This window comes from Cryobacterium sp. Hz7 (assembly GCF_004402815.1).
Taxonomy (GTDB): Bacteria; Actinomycetota; Actinomycetes; order Actinomycetales; family Microbacteriaceae; genus Cryobacterium; species Cryobacterium sandaracinum.
Genome location: NZ_SOFB01000049.1, coordinates 154,099 through 173,464, shown reverse-complemented (window position 1 = coordinate 173,464; position 19,366 = coordinate 154,099). Strand labels below are relative to the sequence as shown.

At 69.2% G+C, this 19,366-nt stretch carries 23 protein-coding genes; all 23 read right to left on the bottom strand.

The genetic code is table 11. The features are described 5' to 3' along the window. Positions 1–9: 9 nt before the first annotated feature. Positions 10–537, bottom strand: coding sequence for a flagellar biosynthetic protein FliO (locus tag E3N86_RS11095; protein WP_134511946.1), 528 nt, complete (start codon positions 535–537; stop codon positions 10–12). Continuing rightward, positions 538–1,242: a flagellar motor switch protein FliN gene (fliN, locus tag E3N86_RS11090; protein WP_104171302.1), complete on the bottom strand. Its 705-nt coding sequence runs from the start codon at positions 1,240–1,242 to the stop codon at positions 538–540. Then, entirely contained in the window at positions 1,239–2,126 is an 888-nt protein-coding gene (locus E3N86_RS11085; protein ID WP_134511945.1) for a flagellar motor switch protein FliM, read from the bottom strand. The genes fliN and E3N86_RS11085 overlap by 4 nt, the downstream gene beginning before the upstream one ends. A gap of 61 nt (positions 2,127–2,187) precedes the next feature. Continuing rightward, positions 2,188–3,123, bottom strand: coding sequence for a flagellar motor protein MotB (locus tag E3N86_RS11080; protein ID WP_134511944.1), 936 nt, complete (start codon positions 3,121–3,123; stop codon positions 2,188–2,190). Continuing rightward, a complete protein-coding gene (locus tag E3N86_RS11075) occupies positions 3,120–3,959 on the bottom strand; it encodes a motility protein A (protein ID WP_134343326.1) in 840 nt (279 codons plus the stop codon). Before E3N86_RS11075 ends, E3N86_RS11080 begins: the two co-directional genes overlap by 4 nt. Beyond that, positions 3,959–4,270: a flagellar FlbD family protein gene (locus E3N86_RS11070; RefSeq protein WP_104171347.1), complete on the bottom strand. Its 312-nt coding sequence runs from the start codon at positions 4,268–4,270 to the stop codon at positions 3,959–3,961. The genes E3N86_RS11075 and E3N86_RS11070 overlap by 1 nt, the downstream gene beginning before the upstream one ends. Before the next feature lie 390 nt (positions 4,271–4,660). Next, positions 4,661–6,256: an ABC-F family ATP-binding cassette domain-containing protein gene (locus E3N86_RS11065; RefSeq protein WP_104099146.1), complete on the bottom strand. Its 1,596-nt coding sequence runs from the start codon at positions 6,254–6,256 to the stop codon at positions 4,661–4,663. Between the two features lie 75 nt (positions 6,257–6,331). Continuing rightward, a complete protein-coding gene (locus E3N86_RS11060) occupies positions 6,332–6,682 on the bottom strand; it encodes an HPF/RaiA family ribosome-associated protein (RefSeq protein ID WP_104099147.1) in 351 nt (116 codons plus the stop codon). 93 nt (positions 6,683–6,775) lie between these two features. Next, complete coding sequence (locus E3N86_RS11055) at positions 6,776–7,948, bottom strand: flagellar hook protein FlgE (protein WP_104099148.1); 1,173 nt, start codon at positions 7,946–7,948, stop codon at positions 6,776–6,778. Positions 7,949–8,001: 53 nt separating this feature from the next. After that, the gene (locus tag E3N86_RS11050; protein WP_369827908.1) at positions 8,002–8,457 is read right to left on the bottom strand and encodes a flagellar hook capping FlgD N-terminal domain-containing protein; all 456 of its coding nucleotides are present in this window, start codon (positions 8,455–8,457) and stop codon (positions 8,002–8,004) included. A gap of 58 nt (positions 8,458–8,515) precedes the next feature. Then, positions 8,516–10,012, bottom strand: coding sequence for a flagellar hook-length control protein FliK (locus tag E3N86_RS11045; RefSeq protein WP_134511943.1), 1,497 nt, complete (start codon positions 10,010–10,012; stop codon positions 8,516–8,518). Then, the gene (locus E3N86_RS11040; protein WP_134374350.1) at positions 10,009–10,698 is read right to left on the bottom strand and encodes a C40 family peptidase; all 690 of its coding nucleotides are present in this window, start codon (positions 10,696–10,698) and stop codon (positions 10,009–10,011) included. Before E3N86_RS11040 ends, E3N86_RS11045 begins: the two co-directional genes overlap by 4 nt. Continuing rightward, positions 10,695–11,135 (bottom strand): flagellar export protein FliJ, encoded by a 441-nt coding sequence (locus E3N86_RS11035; protein ID WP_134374352.1) that lies wholly within the window; start codon positions 11,133–11,135, stop codon positions 10,695–10,697. The genes E3N86_RS11040 and E3N86_RS11035 overlap by 4 nt, the downstream gene beginning before the upstream one ends. Next, positions 11,135–12,472: a FliI/YscN family ATPase gene (locus tag E3N86_RS11030; RefSeq protein ID WP_370295424.1), complete on the bottom strand. Its 1,338-nt coding sequence runs from the start codon at positions 12,470–12,472 to the stop codon at positions 11,135–11,137. Before E3N86_RS11030 ends, E3N86_RS11035 begins: the two co-directional genes overlap by 1 nt. Then, positions 12,469–13,122: a hypothetical protein gene (locus tag E3N86_RS11025; RefSeq protein WP_104099359.1), complete on the bottom strand. Its 654-nt coding sequence runs from the start codon at positions 13,120–13,122 to the stop codon at positions 12,469–12,471. Before E3N86_RS11025 ends, E3N86_RS11030 begins: the two co-directional genes overlap by 4 nt. Beyond that, complete coding sequence (fliG, locus tag E3N86_RS11020; RefSeq protein ID WP_104099360.1) at positions 13,112–14,131, bottom strand: flagellar motor switch protein FliG; 1,020 nt, start codon at positions 14,129–14,131, stop codon at positions 13,112–13,114. Before fliG ends, E3N86_RS11025 begins: the two co-directional genes overlap by 11 nt. Continuing rightward, positions 14,128–15,723: a flagellar basal-body MS-ring/collar protein FliF gene (fliF, locus tag E3N86_RS11015; protein WP_134342029.1), complete on the bottom strand. Its 1,596-nt coding sequence runs from the start codon at positions 15,721–15,723 to the stop codon at positions 14,128–14,130. Before fliF ends, fliG begins: the two co-directional genes overlap by 4 nt. Next, positions 15,723–16,055: a flagellar hook-basal body complex protein FliE gene (fliE, locus tag E3N86_RS11010; RefSeq protein WP_166785076.1), complete on the bottom strand. Its 333-nt coding sequence runs from the start codon at positions 16,053–16,055 to the stop codon at positions 15,723–15,725. Before fliE ends, fliF begins: the two co-directional genes overlap by 1 nt. After that, positions 16,055–16,447, bottom strand: a complete 393-nt coding sequence (locus E3N86_RS11005; RefSeq protein WP_104099363.1) for a flagellar basal body rod protein FlgC — start codon at positions 16,445–16,447, stop codon at positions 16,055–16,057. The genes fliE and E3N86_RS11005 overlap by 1 nt, the downstream gene beginning before the upstream one ends. Further along, positions 16,447–16,788, bottom strand: coding sequence for a flagellar basal body protein (locus tag E3N86_RS11000; protein WP_104099364.1), 342 nt, complete (start codon positions 16,786–16,788; stop codon positions 16,447–16,449). The genes E3N86_RS11005 and E3N86_RS11000 overlap by 1 nt, the downstream gene beginning before the upstream one ends. Before the next feature lie 263 nt (positions 16,789–17,051). Continuing rightward, complete coding sequence (locus tag E3N86_RS10995; RefSeq protein WP_134342030.1) at positions 17,052–17,399, bottom strand: hypothetical protein; 348 nt, start codon at positions 17,397–17,399, stop codon at positions 17,052–17,054. After that, positions 17,392–17,820, bottom strand: coding sequence for a flagellar export chaperone FliS (gene fliS / locus E3N86_RS10990; RefSeq protein ID WP_104171316.1), 429 nt, complete (start codon positions 17,818–17,820; stop codon positions 17,392–17,394). Before fliS ends, E3N86_RS10995 begins: the two co-directional genes overlap by 8 nt. Before the next feature lie 11 nt (positions 17,821–17,831). Then, positions 17,832–19,214, bottom strand: a complete 1,383-nt coding sequence (fliD, locus tag E3N86_RS10985) for a flagellar filament capping protein FliD (RefSeq protein WP_134511942.1) — start codon at positions 19,212–19,214, stop codon at positions 17,832–17,834. Between the last annotated feature and the right edge of the window lie 152 nt (positions 19,215–19,366).

The following is a 19,366-nucleotide window of genomic DNA, read 5'->3' as shown; positions in this document are numbered from 1 at the left end:
CCGCGAGTGTCACCGGCCCTGCCGGAGGGCGGCAGCGGTCTGCTGCCAGGTGGCGGGAGACAGGATCGACCCGCCGATCCGGCCCGGAATGGCGCGGTCCCGGCGCCGCCGGAGGATGAGCGGCGGCGTGAGTTCCTCTCCGTCGTGAGTGGCGCCGGCGTGCGCGGCGTGCGTTGCCTGGTCGAGCTCGCGGGCGAAGTCGGCCGCGGCGTGGTGCGCGCGGCGTCCGGGAAGGGTAGCGGCGAGGGCGGCGGTGAGGGGCGCCGGGAGGGGCGCCGCGGCATCCGTCGGCGCCTGACCGTCGTGCAGCACGCTGACCGACTGCTCGGTCACGCCGAGCACGAACCGGCGGCCCTCGATGTCGACGACGACGACGGATGCCTTCTGGCCGACGCCCTGCCGGCCCACCACGGTGACCAGGTTCGGGGTGCGGCCACCGAGGGAGCCCTTCGTCAGCTTGCGCTGGAGCACCCAGAGCAGCCCCAGCACGGCGGCCAGGGACAGCGCCACCCGGAGCGCGACCAGGGTGGTTTCCACCTAGGTCAGGCTCTCGGCCACATCGAGGATCTGGGTGATCCGCACCGCGTAGTCCTGGTCGACGACCACGATCTCGCCGTGCGCGATCAGCCGGCCGTTGAGCAGGATGTCCGCGGGAGCCCCGGCGGACCGGTCGAGTTCGATGACGGCACCCGGTTCGAGCGAGAGCACGTCGCGCACCGACATGCGGGTACGCCCGATTTCCACGGTCAACGACATCTGCACGCTGTTGATCCGGCCGAGCTTGCCGGACACGGACTGGCTGGACCTGGCCGCACCGTTGGAGACGCCGTTGTCACGCAGCCGCACGGCGAACCAGCCGGTGATCTGGCCGTCGCCGGACAGCTCGAAGACGCTGGTGGCGGGATCCGCGAACAGGGCCGTGGCGTCGTCGGACCGGGTGTCCCCCAGGACCCCGATCCCGAAGACGCCGGACGCGCTCTCCAACGCCGGGCGCAGCACGTCCTGACGGGAGATCAGCGAGGAATCGAGGCCGGACGCGGAGTCGAGGGCGGCCGGGTCCGCAAGCACGACGGCGAGATCCGCGGAGGTGACGCCGACGAAGGAGGCGACCGCGGCGGTGCCGAGCCGGCCGGCGAGAGCGGCACCGGAGCAGGGCTCGGCCCGGAGCCGCGTCACGGTGGGGAGCACGTCCAGCAGGGCCTCGACGGCCGCCGTCTGCACGGCGATGGGGATGACGGTCATGGGGTGGACTCCTCGGTGTCGATGACGATGCAGGCCAGTCGGGAGCCGTTGGAACCGACGGCGGCGCGGGCGAGCGTGTGGCCGTCGACGACCACGTCGAGCGGGCGGTGCTGGGGGTGCGGAAGGGGCAGCACATCATTCACGGCGAGACCCAGCACGACGCTGGGCAGAACCAGCGCGGGCGTCAGCTGCAAGGAGACATCCACCGGAACCTGGGCCAGCTGGCCGCGCAGCAGGTCGGCCGGGTCGGCACTTCCGGTCTCCGGAGCCGACTCGACGAGTTGAGGCAACAGTGCCTCCGCCGGAAGGGCGACCGTGGCGGCGCAGGATGCGTCGCCGATGCGTATCGTGAAGCTGGCGACGATCATCAGGTCGGCGGTGGCCGCGGCCTGGGCGAACTGGGAGTTGTACTGGATGCCGCCGACGGTGATCGTGTGCACGAGCAGGGAACCCAGCGAGTAACGCAGGTCCTCGAGGGCGTCGTCCATGAGCCGGCGCACCAGGGCCAGCTCGATCTGGGTGAACGCCCGTTCCGGCGGCATGGTGACCGCGGTTCCGCCCAGCATGTGGCTCACCCAGGACAGGGCCGCGGAGGTCGGGAACTGCACGACGGCTTTCGCGGGGATGCCACTCACCGGGCAGAGCACCATGGCGGTCGTGGCAGGCAGCGACGACGCGTATTCGTCGTAGGTGCGCATGAGCACGTGGTCGCATTTCACCTGGGACATGACGCGCACCTTGGCGGTGAGCTGGGTGCCCCACTGGCGCGCGAAGGTTTCGAAGGCGAGTTCGAGCACCCGGGAGTGCTCGCGTGCGAGCGTTGTCGGGCGACGAAAGTCGTACACCTCGACCGTGCGCTTCGCCGAAGCGGGCACACCAATCACTGCTTGTTCCTGGACCGTCACGGTGAGGACTATCGGTCAGGGCAAACGGATGGTTAGCAGCTCAGTGTGCTTTTTCCGCGTCTTTGTCGACTTCGGTTCCCGCGGTCTTCATGGTTTTCGTCTTTTCCGTGGTATCCACGGTTTCCGTGGTTCCCGTGTCTTCAGCAGGTTCCGTGCCGGCGACGGTGAAACCCGAGACGATGTCGGGGATCAGCGTGCGCACCGCCTCCGGCTGGCTGGAGAGGAGCACCACGTCGACCCGTCGGTTCTGCGCCTGGGCCGCCAGATCGGCTCCCTCCGCGACCGGCCGGGCCGAGCCGTAGCCGACGGCGGAGACCCGTTCCTGACCCACGCCGCCGAACTCGACCAGGCGGCGGAGTACGGCGGTCGCCCGGCCGGCGGATAGCTCCCAGTCGGTGGGGTAGTTGGTGGTGACGCCGTGCCGGTCGGCGTGGCCCTCCACTTTCACCTCGCGGGTGTTGGCGGAGAGGATCGGCGCCACGGCGTCGAGGACCTGCACGGCCTGGCGGCTCAGGTTGGCGAGGTTGGGTTCGAAAAACGCCTCGGAGCCGATCAGCCCGATGATCAGGCCGCGGTCGTCAATGGTGAACTGCACCTCCTGGGCCACGCCCTGGGCATCCACTGCGGCCTGCAGGGCGTCCCTCACCGCGGTGAGGTCCGTGACCTCTGCCGCCGCGAGGTCGATGTCGGTGAACCCGGTCACCTCGGACTGGGCGACCTTGTCCTTGGTCACGACCACGCCCTTGGCCGTGTCGACCTTACCGACGTCGGTGGCCCCGAACCCGGTCGCGAGCGAGTTCTTCAGCTGCAGGAACTTCTCCTGGTCGACGGAGGACATCGCGAACAGCACGATGAACATGCACATCAGCACGGTGACCATATCCATGTACGACGCCATCCACCGCTCGTCGACGTGCTCGACGTGCTCCTCCTCGAGGCCCCGCCTGCGGCCGTGCCCGCGTCCGTGCCCGCTCATGCGGCCTTCGGCAGGGACGTGTCCGCCTTGTCCGCCTTGGGGCCCTTGCCGGGTTTGCCCGGTTTGCCTGGTTTGCCTGCCCTGGCGGAGGCCGGCGCGGGCACCATGGCGCGCAGTCTCTCGCCGAGGAGCCGAGGCTGGCTGCCTGCCTGCACGGCCAGCGCACCCTCCAGGAGCAGGGTCATCCGTTCGACTTCGATGTCGCTGAGGCGCTTGAGCCGGCTGCCGATCGGCAGCCAGAGGAAGTTGGCCGTGAGCAGGCCCCACAGGGTCGCGACGAACGCGGCCGCGATCATCGGGCCGAGGGTGGACGGGGTGTCGAGGTTCTCAAGCACGTGCGTGAGCGAGACGACGGTTCCGATGATGCCGACCGTGGGAGCGTAGCCGCCGAGGCTGGTGAAGAACTTGGCAGCGTTGCGGCTCTCCTTGGTGGCGGTCGCGAGCTCGTCTTCCAGCAGGATGCGCAGTTCATCGCCGTCGGTGCCGTCGGCGATGTTCTGCAGGGCGCCACGCAGGAACGGATCGGCGACGTTGTCAGCCTCCTGCTCGAGGGCGAGCAGACCGGAACTGCGCGCCTTCTCGGCCAAGCCGACGACCTGGTCGATGACCTGCTGCGGCGGAGTGGTCTTGCCGATGAAGGCGGCGGGCACGGCTTTGAACGCGGAGATCGCGTCCCTGATCGTGCCGCCGGCGATGCCGACCGCGATGGTGGCGCCGAACACGAGAATCATCGGTGCCGGCAGAAGGATCGAGTGCAGGCTGCTGCCCTCGAGGGTGATCATAGCGAAGAGTGAGCCGAAGGCGATGGCGATTCCGACCAGGGTTGCCGGATCCATCAGAGCCTCCGCGGGCGGGCGGGAACAGTGCTGCCCGGTTCGATGATTTCCTCGATCGCGTGCGGCCCCTCGACGATTTCGAGCGAGCGGATGCCCGGCCGGTAGTCGGCATCCGGCGTCAGGTAGGCCAGCGAGATCACATGGGCCCGGAACCGGGCGATCTTCTCGATGACGTCGTCGAGGGTCTCCGTGACGATGAACTTGGCGCCGTCGACCATGACCAGGGTCGTGTCAGGGCTCGCGTGGATGCGCTCGATCAGGTCCGGGTTGATCGCGAACTGGCTGTTGTTCAGCCGCGTCACAACGATCATGATGTCCACCCCGGGTTCAGAACGGTTCCAGCAACCGTTACGCCTCACTGTCGGCCGCCCGGCCGGGCGCGTTAGCTGCCGGCCGCATCGAGCCCGTGACCTGACCTGGAAAGCCGCACGACCACATCCGTCGCCGATTGTGGCCAACTCAGGAGATCCGTCTGGCCGAGCCGGAAATCCGGTCTGCTTCCGCACAGGTCCGCGGCGGACGGTCAACCCGGCCGCCGGATGTCCTGAGTTGGCCGCACACACGGGCTCCGCCGGGGCGGCACACACGGAAGAGTGTGGGGAGCCAGAATCTCCGTCGAACTGATTCGACGGAGATTCTGCCCAAAACGCACTCAAAGACGAGAAAACCGCGCTCTGTCGCAAAAATCTCCGTCGAAATGGTTACGCCGCGCGCACCAGGATCTCGCCGGGCGCGGCCGCATCGCTGCCGAAGATCAGGTGTCGGGTGGCGATCTTGTCGGTGAAGAACCGGTCGTGGCTGACCACCACCACAGCCCCCGGAAAGTGGATGAGGGCGCGCTCCATCACCTGGGTGCTGGCCAGGTCGAGGTGGTTCGTCGGTTCGTCGAGCAGGAGCACAGCGGCCCCCGACAGCAAGCACTGTGCCATGGCGACGCGGGCCCGCTGCCCACCGGAGAGGTTGCCGATCTTCTGCTTGAGGTCGGCCTCGGAGAATTGAAACATCGCGAGGAACCGGTTGACCGACTTGCGGGTCGCTGTGAAGGCGAGACTGCCCGGCATCGCGTTCACGGAGTGGCTGACGGTGTCATCGTCGTCAAGGCCGTCGAGCACCTGGTTGTAGGAGACCACGGCGGCGCCGGAGGCCCAGGCCACCTCGCCGAAATCGGCCTTCTCCTCCCCCGCCAGAACCCGTAGCAGGGTGGTCTTGCCGCTGCCGTTGGAGCCCAGGACCACGATGCGGTTGCCGCGCCGGATCTCGAAGGTGAGGTCGGTGAACAGCGCCTTCTCGCCGTAGGACTTGCTGAGCGACTCGATGCGGCAGAGCGAGTCCTTCACGTGCAGCCCGCCGTAGATCTCGGTGATGATCGTGTCGACGGGCCGCGGGCTGCGGGTCTTCTTGATGTGCGCGAGTTGGCTGTCGAGGGTGCGGCTGGCAGCCTTTGCGGCCTCGCGGCGGTCGCTGATCCCCTCCGCCTCGAAAGCGAGCAGTTCCGACTCGTGCAGGAACTGCAGCTCGAGGGTTTTCAGGCGAAACTGCTTCTGCACCACGTAGTCGCCGAAATTGCCGGGGTACTCGTGCAGGTGGTAGTTCTCGACCTCAATGATGCGGGTGACGACCCCGTCAAGGAACCGGCGATCGTGCGAGACGATGATGGCCGCACCGCGGAATGAGCGGAACCAGGCCTCGAGCCACTCGACGCCGGCGACGTCCAGGTAGTTGGTTGGTTCGTCCAGGAGCAGCACGTCGGGCCGCTCGAGCAGGATCTTCGCCAGCGCCGCCCGGTTGCGCCAACCGCCGGAAAGCAAATCGATGGCGCAGACGCGGTGGGCCTCGTCGAACCCGAGGGTGGTCAGCGCGGCGTCGATACGCCGCGGGTAGTCCCAACCATCGAGGCGGTCCATGTCTTCGAACAGCTCGGCCTGGCGGTGGATCAGCCGGTCGAGTTCGGCGCTCTGCGCAGAATCCGCCGCGATCCGGGCGTCGATCGACGCGAGCTCGGCCTCGAGGGCCTTGATCGGGGCGAACAGGCCGTCGAGCACCTCGGTGATCGTGGATTCGCCGTTCAGTTCGGAGAACTGGGAGAAGTAGCCCACCCGGGTGCCGGCCTCGAGGGTGACGGTGCCGGCATCCGCGCTCACCTGGCCGAGGACCAGCTTGAGAATCGTCGACTTACCTGACCCGTTGCGGCCGATCAGTCCAACCCGGTCGCCTGGTTCCAGTCGGAAGAAGGCCTCACGCAGAATCTGGGTGTTCTCGAAACGGATGCTGACGTCGTTCAGCCTGATCAGGCTCACTGTGGCCGTCCTCTCGGGTTCGGTTCAGCCCCCGGGCGAGGCGGACGGCCAACTTTACCGTGTCAGGCAGGCGGTTCAGGGCGTGTGGTCGTCACCCATGGCGGATGCGCCCTTGTGGTCGTCCATGCGACCGAACGTGGTCTCGAGCACGCTGGCCAGCTTGTGCAGCGCACCGCTGACGGCCCCGGTCATCGTGGAGGAATGGTCGGTTGCCGCGAGGGGGTTGCCCCCGGCGGGACGCACCTCGAGCAGGCAACGGATGTCCTCGGTCGTCGCCCTGCCTGCGCTCTCGTCGCTGAGGTGGACCTCGACCCGCGTCAACCGGGAGCTGAACCGGGCCAGAACAGTTTCGACCGAGGACTCCACCTCCGCCACGACTGCGTCCGTACCCGCGATGTTGTTGTCGGTGTTGACCAGGATTTGCATCTTTGCTCCTCAGTTGAAACGTCGGTCATTCCAGTATGGCGCGCAAAAATGTGCGGCCTGACGACCCGCCGACGCCGGTTATCGGCGTAGGCGCTACCGCTTCAGGTTGGTGAGCTCCTGAAGCACCTCGTCGGAGGTGGTGATGATGCGCGCATTCGCCTGGAAGCCGCGCTGGGCGACGATCAGGTTGGTGAACTCCTGCGAGAGGTCGACGTTGGACATTTCGAGGGTGCCGCCGCTGAGCGAGCCGAGGCCGCCGTCACCGGGGGCGCCGAGAGCCGCCTGGCCCGAGTTGAAGGTGGCGCGGTAGGCCGAGGAACCGGACTTCTCGAGGCCGCTCGGGTTGGTGAAGGTGGCCAGGGCGATGCGGGCGATGGCTGTCTGGCTGCCGTTGCTGAACAGGCCCACCAGGGTTCCGTCCTTGCCGAGGGTGAAGGACTGGAGGGAACCCGCCGTGGAACCGTCCTGGCTGCTGATCGTGGCCGTGCTCAGGCCAGCCTGCCCGGTCAGGGCGGTCAGATTCACCTTGACGTCGTTCACGATGAACGGACCGGTTGCCGTGAGCACACCTTCTGCGTCGAGGGTCAAGGCCGTGGAGCCGGTACCCACTGCGTCGGTGCCGCTCGCGGTCCAGCCGGTGGTCGTACGCGCGAAGGTGACCGACAGGGTACGGGCGGCACCCAGCGCGTCGTAGACCTTGACGTCGCGCACGATGGCGGAGCCTGCCGCCGCATCCGCCGGCAGGTTTCCGACCATGGTGACGCCGCCGGTTGCCTTCGCCGGGATCATGGCCTGCAGCGGCAGGGTGATGTTGCCCACCGGGCCACCCTCGTTGATCTGCCCGTTGGCGCCGTTCCAGCCTTGCACGATCGCACCGTCCGGGGAGACCAGGCGACCCTCGGCGTCAAAGTCGAAGGCACCCGCACGGCTATAGAGCGTCTCGCCGGCCAGTTGGGTGACGAAGAACCCGTCGCCGGAGATCGCCATGTCGGTGGCCCGCCCGGTGGACTGCGCGGAGCCCTGGGAGAAGTTCGTGGCGATCCCGGCCACCTGCACGCCGAGCCCGACCTGGGCCGGGTTCGTGCCGCCCACCTGCTCCTGGGGGCCACCCGCACCCTGCTTCAGCTGCGAAAGGGTGTCCTGGAACTGTACGGCCGACGCCTTGAACGCGGTGGTGTTGACGTTGGCGATGTTGTTGCCGGTGACGTCGAGCATGGTCTGGTGCGAGCGAAGGCCGGAGATGCCGGAGTACAGGGAGCGAAGCATGGGGTGCTGCCTTTCGGTGGGAAACGAGAACGAGAACGGATGTGAGGTGTGGGTCAGGCGGAGAGGCCGGGAGTGGTGCCGGCGGCGGCGCTCGCGCCCGAGGTGACGCCGGTCACCAGGTCGAGGGCGACGAGGGTCCCGTCGACGGTGACCTGGGGAACGGCCCCGGCGTAGGAGACGCTCGAGGCGGTACCGGTGCCCACGGTGCCGTCGGCCCGCGTGAAGGTGACGTCCTGTCCGACCAGGGCCGCTGCGGCGACGCGCATCTGCAGGGAGAAGTTCTCGTCGGCGGTCGTTGAGAGCGCCGCGAGCTTCTCCATCATGGCCAGCTGCGTGGTCTGAGAGATCATCTGGTTGGTGTCCATGGGCGAACTGGGATCCTGGTTGCGCAGCTGAGTGACCAGCAACGACATGAACGCCTCGGAATCCAGGGTCTGTTTCGGGGCGCGCACGGGGGCGGTCGAGTACATCCCGGCCGGGGCGGCTGCTGCCACTGCGTCGATGGTCAAAGGGTCTCTTTTCTGGGATGGTGGGGTCTGTGTCGGTGGGGTCTGAGGTGGCAGCAGGTCAGGCGAGAACGTCGATGGTGGTGTGTGAGCCGGCGGCGCGCAGGGAAGACAGTCTGAGGTCGGCGGCACGGTCGGCGGCACGGTCAGCGGCACGGTCGGCGGCAGGGCCGGCCGCACGGTCGCCTCGGGTCGCCCTGTCGTCTTCGGCCGGCCACTCCTGGCGGGCGTCGGGTCCGCCCTGTCGGGAGGCCGAGGGGTCCGAGGCGCGGGCGTCGGCCGACAGGGTGAGCTGCGCGTTCAGCCCGCCGCCCGACAGGTCCCGGCGCAGGTCGGGCAGGATGGCCCGAAGCGCCTCTCGGGCCAGGTCCGTGGGCGCGAACAGCTCGACCCGAATGTGCTCCCCGCGCACGTGAGCCCGCACGGTGACCGGGCCCAGATTGTCGGGACTCACGCTGATGGTCAGCACGTGGTCGCCGTTGGCGGCGCCCACCAGGGTGAACAGGGGTCGGGACACCTGGCCGGCCAGTGGCGCGGGCGGTGCTGCCGGGGCCGAGGCCGGGGCGCCGGACGGCACAAGGGGGGCGGTGGCCGGGGTGGCCGCCGTGGCCGGCGTGCCGAGCGGCACGAGCAGGGCGGCGGGCGCCGAGGCTTCGGCCTGGTTCAGGTTCACGGTGGCCGCGCGGTCACCGGCGACGGATGTCCCTGCGGCCGCGCCGAGGCCGGTGGGCGCCGTGAGGCCCGTGGGCGCCGTGCCCGCGACAGTCGCTCCGGCGGAAGATGCCGTCCCGGCTACGGGCCCTGCGGTGGCACCGGGCCCTGCGGCGGTGACGGGCGCGGCGGTGACGGGCGCTACGGCGGCGGGTGCTACGGTGGCGGGTGCTGCGGCGGCGGGTGCCGGTGGCACCGGCATCGGGGCAGCGAGAGTCCCGGCCGGAAGCGCGGTACCGCCAGCGGCGTTCGCTGCGGTGAAAGTGTTGGAGTCTGCGGCGGACGTCTCCGTGGAGTCTGAGTCGGCTTCGGATTCGGTGGCGGCGATGGTGGAAGTCTCGGCGGTGCCGGCGGTGCCGGCGGCGGCGGTCGGGATGGTCACGGCCTCGGTCCCGACGGAGTCGGCGAGGGCAGCACTGTCGGCTCCGGTGGCTTTCGCACCGGTCGGCAGTGGCGAGAGGCTGAACCCGGCGGCGGTCGGGATGGCGCGCGGCTGCTGGTGCTCCGGGGCCGGCGCCGCGCCGGTCAGGGCGTTCCTCAGATCAGTGGTCGGTCCGGAGGCCGGTTCGGCGGTGCGCTCCGAGGTCGGCTCGGGAGCCCGGGATGAGGTTGACGCGGAACCCGGCGGAGACGCGATCGCCGAGGTGCGCGGGCCCACGAGGGTGCCCTGCAGCACGGACGCGAATGAGCCGGCACCCGGGCGGGCACCCAGCGGGCCACGCGAAGCCGAGGGGGAGGCGGCGGCGGAGGAGGCGGATGAGGACGCGGCAGCGGATGAGGACGCGGATGCCAGCGCCTGCGCCGCGGTGTGGGGCGTCGGCGCCAGCCGGACGGACGTGGCGCTCATCGGGAGGCTCCGTTCATGAATGAGGCCAGTGCGGCGCTGAGCTGGCTGCCGGCGGCTGACGAAGCGGAGGCCGTGCTCGAGGACGCCGGGCTCGCGGTGGCGGCCGGGGCATCCGGAATCACACGGCGGATGGTGTCGATCTCGGAGTCGTCCATGTAGGCCTCGACCAGTGAGACCGTGCGGCCCTCGTAGGGCGCGTGGATGACCTTGTTGTCGCCGGCGTAGATCAGGATGTGCTCGCCGCCGCCGGTGACGATCAGGTCACCGGGCTTGGCCTCGGCGAGGGAGCCGACCTCGGTGCCGATCTTCATCTGGCCCGACACGAGGCGCGGCACGTCTATGCCCATTTCGGCATACACGGTTTGCACCAACCCGGAACAGTCCATGCCGCTGGCGTCTTCACCGCCGAAGACGTAGGGCACGCCCAGGTACTTCTTCGCGGCGTCGACCACGTCGGCGCCGGTGGCCCCACCCGGGCTCGGTGCGGCCGGGCCGACCGCGGCGGCGCCCGACGCCGACGCGAGGGCGTCGGCGAAGGTGTTCGCCGAGGTGCTCGCGCCCGCCCCGGCGGTGGCGCTGCCGGCTGCGGCAGTAGCCTGCGCCTTCTGGGCGTTCGCCCCGGCCGAGAGCTGAACGAGTGTCGCCTGGATCTCGCTGACCCGGCTCATCGCCGCGATCATGGTCATCGCGGGTCACCGCCCGCGCCCCGGTTGCGGTGCCAGCCGGTCGACGCAATCTCGTCGAGGATGGCCTGTTCGCGGTGCAGGTCGTTGGCCGCGACCAGGGCTCCGTGCCTGCCCTCGAGCTTCTCCAACCGCACCGTATCGGCACGGGTCGCTTCGAAGGCGACCTGCGCCTCGCCGACGGCAACCTGGTAGTTGCGGCCGAGGGCCTCCATGTCGGCCAACATGCTGTGCGCCGAGGCGCGGGCGGAGGCGATCGCCGACAGCGTGTCAGCCCCGCTGGCCAGACTCGGCGCGTGCCGCAGAGTGGCCCTGGTCGCGGCCCGGCGAGCCGCGTTCGCCTGAACGACGGCGTTGGCCTGGGCCAGGTCGCCGGCGGCCTGGTCCTGCTGCAGGTGCCTAAGCCGGAGGAGCCCGGCCAAAGCGAAAGTGCGTTTCATCAGAGCGCCCCCAGCGTTCGAGTAAGTGTCGTGAGTTGGTCCCAAGCGAGCGGGGCCGAGGTCTGGTCGTCCATGCGCTGCTGGAGGAACGCGTTGATGGCGCCCTCGTTGTCGACGGCGGCGTCGACAAGCGGGTTCGTGCCCCGCCGGTACGCGCCGACGTCGAGCAGGTCCTGCGCGGTGCGGCGTGCGGCGAGCACCCGGCGCAACAGGCCGGCGACCTGGTTCTGCTCGGGGCTGTTGACCCGGGAGGCGACACGGGAGATCGAGGAGAGCGCGTCGACAGCGGGGAAATGGCCGAGGACAGCCAGTTTGCGGTCGAGTACGACGTGTCCGTCGAGGATCGAGCGGGCGGCATCCGCAATCGGTTCATTGTGGTCGTCGCCGTCGACGAGCACCGTGTAGACGCCCGTGATCGACCCGGTTTCGTCGGTGCCGGCCCGTTCGAGTAGGCGGGCGAGCAGGGAGAAGGTCGAGGGCGGATAACCGCGGGTGGCAGGGGGTTCGCCGACCGAGAGGCCGATCTCGCGCTGGGCCATCGCCACCCGGGTGAGTGAATCCATCATCAGCATCACGTCGGCTCCCTCGTCACGGAACGACTCGGCGATCCGGGTGGCCAGGAAGGCGGCGCGCAGCCGCATCATGGCCGGTTCGTCGGAGGTGGACACGACCACGATCGAACGGGCGAGCCCCTCGGGTCCGAGGTCGTCTTCAAGGAATTCGCGCACCTCGCGGCCGCGCTCCCCCACCAGGGCGATGACCGAGACCTCCGCGTCGGTGCCGCGGGCGATCATCGAAAGCAGCGAGGACTTGCCGACGCCGGAGCCGGCGAACAGGCCCATCCGCTGTCCCTTCCCGACGGTGGTGAGGGTGTCGAGCACGCGCACACCCAACTGGAGCGGCGTCTGGATGCGGGAGCGGGCCATCGCGGAGGGGCTGTCGTGATCGAGGCCGACGAACCGGGCACCGGAGAGAGGGCCTTTGCCGTCGATGGGCCGGCCGAGGCCGTCGATGACGCGCCCGAACAGGCCGGCGCCGGTGGGCACGAGGTGCGGGGTTCCGTCCGAGCGCACGGGCGCGCCGATCCGAATACCGGTCATCCGGCCGAGCGGCATGCACCGGATGCCGCCCTGCGTCGTGGCGACCACCTCGGCGTCGATCTCCCCGCCGTCGCCGACCGTGACCAGATCGCCGATCGCGGAATTGAGCCCGCGCACCTCCAGACCGAGACCGACGATCGAAGAGACGACGCCCACCCGCTGGGGCCGCGCGGCGTCGAGGGCGGAGCGGATCTTTCCCGCGCGCGGACGCCAGGCGGGGGCCTGCGCCAGGGTCACGACCGGGCTCCGGTGAGGGCGGCCTTCGCGCGGGTAAGCGCGGTGCCGATCCGGGCGTCAAGGAATCCATCGGGGAACTCGGCGATCGCGTCGCCACGGGCGAGGTCGGCGTCCGCCGTGAAGTCCACGCCGGCATCCGCGCGGGTGATCAGGTCGATCAGAGCAAGGTCGGCGGGGTTCATCCGCACGGAGTGCGGGCGAACGGTACCGAGTGCGCCGGTGGTGACGGTCGCACCGGTCACTCCGGTCGCGAGGGCGCGGCCCAGTGCGGCCCGCGCCGAGGCGTCGGCGTCGCCGAGTGAGTAGCCGAGGATCGCTTCGGCCAGCTCGAGCGCGGTCGCGACAAGGGTGTCCTCCGCCTCCTGGATCACCGGAACGGTGCGCTCGTGCAGCGCGGCGGCGGCGGCACCCAGCAGCGCGACCGCCCGGTCGATCCGCGCCTGGCCGATGGCACCGGCGGCGGCCTGCTCGGCGTCGAGCCGCGCGATCCGGGCATCCACCTCGGCGGCGGCCGCCCGGAGTCCCGCGGTGTAGCCGGCGGCGTGCCCCCGGGCCCGGGAGGCGTCGCCGCCTGCGTCCCGCTCGCCCTGCAGGCTGGGGAAGGTCACGGCGGAGAAGTTCGACCGGGCGGTCGCTGCGTCAAACAACATAGTCGTCCTCCTCGGCACGTTGCACGGTGATGCTCCCCTGCGCCTCGAGGTCGCGGATGGCCCGCACGATCGTGGCGCGCGCTTCCTCGACCTGCGACACCCGCACGGGCGCCATGGCTTTGACCTCGTCGTCGAGGATCTCCCGGTTGCGCTCGGACAGGTTGGTGCGAATGATCGAGACCACAGCGTCCGCGGAGCCCTTCATGGCGATGGCGAGGATGCCCGCGTCGATGCCGCGGAGCACCTGCTGTACGTCTCGGTTTTCGAGCTTGACGATGTCGGCGAAGGTCAGCATCCGTGACCGGACCTCTTCGGCCAGGGCCGGATCGCGCGCATCGAGGGCTTCGAGAAGGGCGCGTTCGGTGGCCACATCGGCCCGGTTGATGATCTCGACGAGCGGCTGGATACCGCCGACGATCTCCACCGAGTCGCGGGAGGAGGCGACGGCGCCGACCCGGGCCTTGAGGGTCTCGGTGACCACGCGCACGGCCTCGGGGGTGGCCGTGCCCATGCCGGCGATGCACTGCGCCACCTCCGCGCGCAGGTCGGCGTCGAGGCCGCCGAGCACGGCGGAGGCGTGCCCGGGGCGCAGGTGCGCGAGCACGAGCGCGATGGTCTGGGGCAATTCGCCGTCAAGCAGGGTGAGGATCTGCAACGGCTCGGCGGCGTCGAGAAACTCGAAGGCCTTGCCGGCCATCGACGAGGCCACCTTGACCATGACGCCGGCCGCTCGTTCCGCGCCGAAGGATGCCTCAAGCAGGCCGATCGCATAGGCGTGACCGCCGCGCCGGGTATGGGCACCCTTGACCGTGAGTTCGTGGAACTCCAGAACGGTGGTTTCGGTCACCTCCGGGTCGACCCGGCGCAACTGCACCATCTCCGCGGCGATATCGGCCGCCTCGGCCTCGGTGAACTGCTTCATCACTTCGGTGGCGCGCTGGTGCTCCATGCTCATCAGCACCACGGCGACCTTCTGCGTGCCGGTCAGGGCCGGCTGGGCGTCGATCATGCGGGCTGCCGGTCATCCATCAGGCCGCGGAGGTATTCCGCGGTCTTCGCAGGGTCACGCTGAGCGAGTGCGTCGATCTCCACCCGCATCCGGTCGGAGGCCGGCGGCAGATAGGCCACGGTCGGGGTGGGGTCGATCATGATCGGCGCGATCGGGGCGCTCAGCGGGAACGGCACCTCCGGCACGGACAGCGCGGGCCGGACCTCCATCATTTCGTCAAGCTCGATGGACTCGCGGCTCTGGCGGCGCGAACGACGCGCGTAGAGGATGAGCCCCAGCACGAAAGTGATGACAATCCCCGCGGTGATGATGGCGATGCGCATGATCTCTGCGAACCGGTCGGCGGCGGCCGCCGCTTCGGTCGCCGCGAGGGCCGCGGCGGCATCCTCTGCCGCGCCGCCGTTGAAGCTGACTACCTCCACGGTGACCGCGTCGCCGCGCTGCACGTCGATGCCGGCGGCCGAGGCCACCAGCGAGGTGACGTCGGCGACGTTGAGCTGACCCACGACGTCGGCGTTCACGGCCACCGAGACCGTCTGCCGGTTGATCTCCCCGGCCGGGATGGTGCGGGTCTCGGTGACCTTGTTGACCGCGTTGTTCTTGGTGGTGTCCTCGGAGGTGAAGGTTCCATCGCCCTCGGTGCCCGCCGGGACGGCGATGTTGTCCGGGCCGAGGACGCCGGCCGCGGAGCCGCCGGAGCCCGTGTACGACTCGGTTTTGACGGCCTCGTTGAGGGCCGGGGCATCCGTCGGGGTGGTGAACGATTCCTCGACCCGCTGGGCCGACTGGTAGCTCATGTCGGCGGCCACGACGACGGTGGCGTTGCCGGGCCCGACGACCTTGTCCAGCATGGCCTGCACGGCCCCCCGCACGCGGTCCTCGTAGGCGCCGGCCTGCTGGTCGGCGGATCCGGTCGCTCCCACGCCGACCGCCGAGAGCACGACACCCGTGGAGTCGATGACGGCCACGTCGGTGGGTGCCATCCCGGCGATGGAGGCCGAGGTGAGGTGCACGATGGACTGCACCTGGTCGGCGTTCAGGGTGCTGCCGGTGGCCGTCTCCACGAAGACGGATGCCGTGGGGTCGCTCTGCTCCGACGCGAACACGGTCTCTTCGGGGATCGCCAGGCGCACCGAGGCGTTCTTGACGCCCTTCATGGCCTTGACGGTGTTGGCGAGTTCGCCCTCGAGCGCCCGCTTGTAGGTGACCGACTGCTGGAACTCGCTGGAAGTGACACCCATGGTGTCGAGCAGCCCGTAGCCGCCCGTGCTGGAGGACGGCAGGCCGGCTGCGGCGGCCTTGAGGCGCTCGTCGTAGACGTTCTGCTGCGGCACCAGGATCGTCGCGCCACCGTCGCTGAGCTCGTAGGCGACGCCGTCGGTGCGAAGCTGCTCGACGATGGTATTCGCGTCGGAACCGCTCAGCCCGGAGAACAGGGGCGTGAAGGCCGGCTTGGTGGCCCACATGCTCAGGGCGGCGATGCCTAGGGCAAGCACGGCGACGCCGATGATGGCGACCGTGCGCTGGGCGACGGAGAAGGACCGGATGCTCTGGCCGAGGCGTGCGAAGGCCGACGTGATCGGGCGCGGCATCAGGCCTGCATCCTCATGATCTCGTTGAACGCGTCGACACCCTTATTGCGCACGGCGGCCACGAGTTCGAGGGTGACCTGGGCGCGAGTCGAGGCCAGGGTGGCCGAGTGGATGTCGGTCAGGTTTCCGGTTACGGCCTGCACCGTGAGGGTGTTGGAGGTGGCCTGCAGCTGCTGCAGATTGTCGACAGCGCCGACCAGGGCGCTGCCGAAGGCCGAACCGTCGGTGCCCTGGCTCCCCGTGGTTCCCTGCACACCCTGCATGCCCTGCACGCCGGAGAGGTATCCCGTGCCGGTCACGGACTGGATCGGGTTGATCGAACCGATGGTCATCAGGAGCGTCCAATCTGGAGTGCGGCTTCGTAGGTCGTCTTGGCACGGTCGACGACGGCGGCGTTGGCCTGGTAGCCGCGCTGCGCCATGATCAGCGCGCCCATCTGCTCGGCCATGTCGACGTCCGGGCGGCGCACGTAGCCGGCCTCGTCGGCGAGTGGGTTGCTCGGGTCGAAGGTCAGGATTCCCTCGGCGTCGCCGAGTGCCGTCCCGGCCGCATAGGCGCCGGTGGTGCCCTGGCCGGCCTGGGCGACGATGTAGCGCGCCTGGAAGGCGTCACCGTCGGTGGCGGTGACCGTGTTGGCGTTGGCGATGTTGTCCGCGACGGCGTCGAGCCATTTGCGGTGCAGGGTGAGGCCGCTGCCGGCAATCCCGATGGCGTCGAGGGTCATCAGCTGGTTCGCATCGCGGAGCGCATGGCCGTGAACGGCCCGTTGACGGCCTGCGCCGCGAACTGGTACCGCAGCACGGTGTCGATGTTGGAGAGGGTCTCGGTGTCGAGGTTGACGTTGTTGCCGTCGAGGCGGGTGGGCTCGAGGGAACTGGCGGTGGTGGCGACAGTGCTGCCGCTGCCGGCCTGCACAGACTGCGCCAGGGCATCCTCGAACGCCACACGCTTGGCGTGGTAGTTCGGCGTGTTCACGTTCGCGATGTTGTTCGCGATGGTGCGCTGGCGCAGGGCCAGCCCGTCCAGCGCGCTGGAGAGCGCCGTCATGGTCACGGATTCAAACACGGATACCCGATTCGTCGGCAAAACGAGGGCGGCCGATCCGTGGCCTGTGGTCGAGCAATCCCTGCTCGCTCCTAGCTATCGGCCGGTGGCCGAGGCGCGTAAGGAGTTGTCGCGGAACTTCTTTCCTCACGTTTTCGAGCGGAACCCCGCAACTGTTGTCGAAACGGACAACTGTTGCCCGCGCACGGGCAACAAATGTCCGAGCGGGCAACAGTTGGCCCGCAGCGGCGGTAGCCGGCAACGGGCGCGAGGTGGGCGGGCAGTCAGCCGGCTATGTCGAGGTAGACGGCCTGGTCGGTGTGCTGGGCCGAGATGATGGTGCGCACGGCGGCGAGGTGCACGCCGGCGGAGCGCCGGGCATCCTCGATCTCGCTGATCAGTTCGAGCTGGCCGGAGAGCAGGCGCCGGGCGCGCGTCTCGAGGTCGGCGGGCAGCTGGCCCAGGTGTTCGGGCGCACGCCACTGCACGCCGGTAGAGAAGCGCTCCCCCGGGCCGGCCAGCACGGCGTCGCGCGCGCCCGAGCCGAGGCTCGACTCGAGCTGGTCGAGCACATCCAGCCACTCCTGGCGGTCGTTCGCAGATTCGTGGGTGTCGAGCAGAACCCTAGGCAAGACCGTACTCCCCGCCCGCACGCGCCGCGCTCTGGGCCGGCAGCAGCTCGGCCGCTTCGTGCCAGGTCTGCCGCAGCGGCTCGAGCAGGGCGATGGCCTCCCGGGTACGGGCGACATCCCGATGGATGTTGGCGCTCATCAACGCGTTGGACACGTAGGTGTACAGGGCGAACAGACCCTCGCCGCCCTCCCAGGCCTCCACGTTGAGCGAGGTCGACAGTTCGGAGACGATCGCCTGGGCGTGCAGGAGGTGCTCCGAGGCGACGGCCCAGTCCTCGATATTCTGGGCGATCTCGGCGCGGCCGAGATCGAGCAGCAACCGGTCGTAGAGCATCGTGAGCAGGCGCACCGGCGTGGCCGAGAGCACCGCTTCGCGGTTCAACTGTGCGCGCCGGGCCTGTGCCCCACCCATCATGCTCATAACAGCCATCATCATCCTGTGCTCGAGGTCGGGAGCCCGGCAACCTGGGCACTCAGCCACGAGGACTGTGCTTTCAGGGCGCTGAGCTGGGTTTCCAGTGCGGTGTAGGTGCTCTGCAGGGTCGCCCGGCGGGTGGCCAGGCTGCGGTCCCAGTCGGCGATGCGGTCGCCTAAGTTCTTGACCGTGGACTGCTGACCGGTGATCTTCGCGGTGATCTGACCGTCGTATTTGTCCGAGGCCGATGACGCCGCTGCTGCGACGCGGGTCGCGATCTCTTGCACTGCTGCTTTGACGGTTACCGGGTCCTTGGCGAGGGCCGCGGCAAACTTGGCCGCGTCGAACTCCATGGTGCCGGATCGGGTGATACTGATGCCGTACTCCGACGGCGAGTGCCCGTTGATCGGTGCCGAGGCGGCCGTGAGAATGCGCTGCTTGACGTCGCGCACGGTGCTGTCGCTGGTGAAGATGCCGGCCGACAACACGGCGGCCCCCGACGCGTTGGTGCTGTTGACGACCGCGGACTTGGTGGAGATCAGCGCGAAGACGCCGTTCAGGGAGCTGACCAGACCCGAGGCCAGGGAGCCGATCTGCGCGTCGTCACGAGCGACCTTGATGGTGACGGGGTCAACGGAGACGGCGGATACCGTGATCGCGACGCCGGGCAGCAGGTTCGCGAACGTGTTGGTGGCCGAGGTGATCGTCTGGGCGGCGGTGCTGCCGGCCCACAGGGTGACGCTGGCGTCCTGGGCGGTGCGGATGACGGCGGCACCCGCGGCGGCCAGCAAATCGGGCGCGCTGTTCGCCGTGACCTCGGCGGCGGTGCCCTGATAGACACTGAAGGCCTTGGCCGCACCGGAGTCATTCCCGGTGAACTGGAGCCGGTACTGGGCGACGCCGCCGGCATCCACTCCGGACGCGACCTTCGTGGCGGTAACTCCGGTGTTGGCGGCGTTGATGGCCGTGGAGACGGCGTCGAGAGAGGTCGAGCTGACGGAGATCTCGGTCGTGACACCGCCGGAGACGATGGTCAGCACGGCCGGGTCGGCGGGCCAGGCGGTCATGGCCGCGGAGACGCCGACCTGGCTGCGAGCGAGGTTGGTGACGACGACGTCGAGTTGCCCGGCGCTGGCGTTGGCCGAGACCGCCGTCGTGACGGTGGGAGAGGTAATGGTGGCCGAATAGAGGTCGAGTGCGGCCGGCTTCGCGGCCTTGCCGGCCAGATCGGCCAGGCCGGCGATCTGGGTGTTGAGGCCCTGCAGCGCCGAGATCAGGTTCTGCGACGAGGAGACCTTGGCCTTCAGCAGCGTCTGCGGAACGGCTTCGACCTGCATCAAGGAGTTGATCAGGGAGGTGGTGTCGAGCCCGGAGACGAGTCCGTCGATGGCGTTCGTCATGTCTTCCCCTCCTTACGTTTCTGCGATCAAGCTGGATGGTGCGGGTGTAAACGTGAATGGCTGGTGGCGACCGAGGGATGAGGTCCAGTTCATCTCTTAGGTCACCACCAGCCATAGTTCACCGTGCGGTTTCCCGAAAGGTTCAGCTACTC